We start from the raw sequence: 3615 nt of genomic DNA on the forward strand, positions 1-3615 counted from the left end.
CGCCCTGTACGCGTTAAATGACGTTGCAATACAGAGACCATAACGCGTGTATCAATATTGCCACCAGACAGCACTACACCCAGCTTATGACCTAAAAATAGATCAGGACGAGACATAATTGCAGCAATACCTGTTGCACCAGCCCCTTCACATACTGTTTTCTCAATATTGAGTAACAGCGCAATTGCCTCTTCAATCATGTCTTCAGTAACAACAACAATGTCATCAACATATTGTTTAGCAACTTGAGTTGTAAGCTCGCCCGGAGTTTTTACCGCAATACCTTCTGCAACTGTAGAGCCCATTGAAACGGCATGCTGATAATTGCATAGAAGTTTCGCCATACTTGGATATACAACCGATTGCACCCCAATCACTTTAATTTTGGGATTGATAGCTTTAGCAGCAATCGCAATACCAGAAATTAGACCACCACCACCAATTGGCACAACTAAAATGTCTAGTTCGGGAACAGCTGCAAGCATTTCGAGTGCAATGGTTCCCTGACCTGCAATAATTTCTGCATCGTCAAATGGATGAATAATTGTTAAAGATTCTTCTTGTGCAACACGGTGCATTTCAGCAGCAGCTTCTGAAAAGTCTTGTCCATGTAAAATGACTCGTGCCCCATATTCACGCACTCGTTGTACTTTTACATTAGGTGTCGATTTCGGCATTACAATAGTTGCTGTTACGCCTGTACGCTGAGCATGATACGCTACGCCTTGCGCATGATTTCCTGCCGAAGCTGCAATAACACCATGTTGTTTTTCTTGGTCAGATAAACACAACAGTTTATTCAGTGCACCCCGTTCTTTAAAAGAAGCTGTAAATTGTAAGTTTTCAAATTTCAGCCACATCTCAGCCCCTAAGGTTTTAGAAATGGTTTCTGAGAAAACAAAAGGAGTTTTTACGACTAAACCTTCTAAACGCTCTGCGGCAGCATGAACATCATCTAATGTTGGAAAACCATTTTTAACCTGTTGCTGTATCATTTATCTAGTCAGCCTCAATACATTACAAATCAATTATTTTTTAAAAATGACATCAATATTTTATATTGGTCATCAGAGTTTTCAGCATATCCAACATATACCTAATATACAAAAATTTTTATTCCAAAAATTAAGGATTTAAACTCACATAAAAAAAGCCCTATTCAGGCTTTTTAATTAATTTTCAAATAATTAACGTCAAATTATTGAGTTTGTGCACTTAATCCTTCAGTAGACATATTCTGTTCAGCTATTTTTTCATCAATAGCAAACTGAATATCGGAAAGTTTGGCATTGGCTGCATCGATGCCAGATTTCATGGTGGCTTCACGGCCTTTCACATCAAAAATATGCGCTTTTTCTCTTAAATCTGGCTGAATAACAACATCCGCATATTGTAATTCTTCTGCCGCCAAACGACCTTGCATAATATTAATATTCTGGTTAAACAGTCCCCAAACATTCGATGTTTCTGTGTAAATCGGCTGAGCTAAAATATCAACGGCAATAATGACATCAGCGCCTAAATCTCGTGCGACTTCAACTGGTACAGGGCTCACTAACCCGCCATCTACATATTCTGATTTTCCAATTTTAGTAGGTACAAACATACTTGGAATCGAAGCAGATGCTCTTACCGCTTGCCCAGTATTACCATAGTTAAATACGGTTTTAGTGCCATGCTTTAATTCGGTTGCAACCACATACATTGGGATTTTCATTTTTTCGAGTGGCATGTTGTTTACTTGCTGGTTAACGTAGTTTTCTACTTTTTTACCATCAAAAAAACCTTTTAGTCCGATACTAATATCACGCACATCACCAGCTTTCATTTTTAAAGCAGTATCACGTAATTGAGCAGGACTTTTACCACTGGCATAAAGTGCTCCAACAATACTACCCGCACTGGTACCTACAATAAAATCTGGTCGGATACCATGTTGTTCCAAAACCTCAATGACACCAATATGAGCATAACCTCGTGCTCCTCCACTACCCAATACGAGCGCAACCACAGGACGTTTTTGCTGTTTTTTAATTCGTGCAAATGGCTGATCAACAGAGCGAGCATAAGCCTCTGCTGTTGGTGATTTTAGCGCAGCAGATAAGTGTGTAGTGGTCTGGCATCCTGCCAACACCATAGAGAGTCCGAGAACCCACAATTTAAGCTGTTTCATGGCCTATCTTCGCACTATGAGGTTTAAGTTCGGATTGCAATTTTAGTTGTTAGTCTCGTTAAAAGCTGTATTGAATTTATTTAATTTGTCATGTTTAAAATTTAGACTCAAGTATTTTATTTATCCCCCTTATGAAAAAGGCCCCTTATTTATAAGAGGCCTTTTGTAACTTACCAGATATCTGAATCAACTTTTTTCTTCAATTCCGGATATTTATCAATTTTAAACTCAGGCTCTTTAATACCTTTTTTCAATTGTTCACGGTAATCTTTCAACAATGTGCGTGCCATCGGTGTTAACAGTAAAATTGCAATCAAGTTAATGGTTGCCATGATACCCATAAACAAGTCAGCCATAGACCAAACAAGTGGAACACTACCAATTGCACCGAAGTACACCATCACCAATACAAAAATACGGAAGATGAACATGACTTTCGGGTTGTTATTAATAAACTGCACATTACCTTCTGCATAGGCATAGTTACCTAGTACAGCTGAATAACAGAACAAGAATAATAGAACAGCAAGGAAGTCTGATCCCCAATGCCCAACTTGAGTTTCTAAAGCACGTTGAGTTAATTCAACACCAACAAAACCTGCATCTTGGTAAACACCAGAAACCAAAATAATGATTGCAGTACTTGTACATACAATGAAAGTATCTACAAATACACCGAGCATTTGTACCAAACCTTGGTTTACAGGATGTTTTACATCAGACGCAGCCGCTGCGTTTGGTGCAGAACCCATACCAGCTTCGTTAGAGAACAAGCCACGCTTAATCCCTTGCATCATTGCCATTGATACTGCCGCACCAAAGAAACCACCTGCTGCAGAATTAAAATTGAAAGCTTCAGTCACAATCAGCTTTAAAATATCAGGCAAAATCGCATAGTTACTGATTGCAATATAGAGAGCAACAGATAGGTAAAGACCTGCTTTTAAAGGTACAAACATCTCAGCAAATTTAGCGATACGCTTAATACCACCAAAAATTGCCAATGCAACCATAACGACAAGTGCAATACCAACCCATGAAATTTCTAGATCAACGCCACCTAAATGAGCAATAACGTTGGCTTTATCCCAACCCCAAGCATGTGAAGATGCATTAGCAATCGCATTGATTTGAACTGAGTTGAATACGAAACCGTAGGTAAAGATCAATGCAAGTGCGAAGACCACACCAAAGGTTTTACTGCGCAAACCTTGAGTAATATAGTAGGCTGGTCCACCACGGAACTGTTTACTTTTACTATCTCTAACTTTAAATAGCTGAGCAAGCGTAGACTCAATAAAAGCAGAGCTCATACCAAGAACAGCAGTTACCCACATCCAGAAAACTGCACCAGGACCGCCAATTGCGATAGCAATTGCTACACCAGCAATATTACCTACCCCAACACGGCTCGCAAGGCCAGTTACAAACGCCTGAAAAGG

The 3615-nt window shown here is 39.4% G+C and carries 3 protein-coding genes; all 3 read right to left on the bottom strand.

Annotated elements, in window-relative coordinates:
• The coding region (locus UC75_RS15200) for a threonine ammonia-lyase (RefSeq protein ID WP_228137415.1) at nucleotides 1–995 on the bottom strand (995 nt) is incomplete at its 3' end.
• Between the two features lie 203 nt (nucleotides 996–1198).
• Nucleotides 1199–2173, bottom strand: a complete 975-nt coding sequence (locus UC75_RS15205; RefSeq protein ID WP_049838066.1) for a patatin-like phospholipase family protein — start codon at nucleotides 2171–2173, stop codon at nucleotides 1199–1201.
• A gap of 170 nt (nucleotides 2174–2343) precedes the next feature.
• On the bottom strand, nucleotides 2344–3615 hold a 1272-nt coding region (locus UC75_RS15210), incomplete at its 5' end, for an alanine/glycine:cation symporter family protein (RefSeq protein ID WP_228137416.1).

Source organism: Acinetobacter sp. V2, from assembly GCF_001188385.1.
In the GTDB taxonomy this organism is placed as follows: Bacteria; Pseudomonadota; Gammaproteobacteria; order Pseudomonadales; family Moraxellaceae; genus Acinetobacter; species Acinetobacter oleivorans.

Bases quoted from the DNA above. Each gene is read 5' to 3' on its own strand.
- UC75_RS15205 (WP_049838066.1), bottom strand. From the start codon at position 2,173: ATGAAACAGCTTAAATTGTGGGTTCTCGGACTCTCTATGGTGTTGGCA.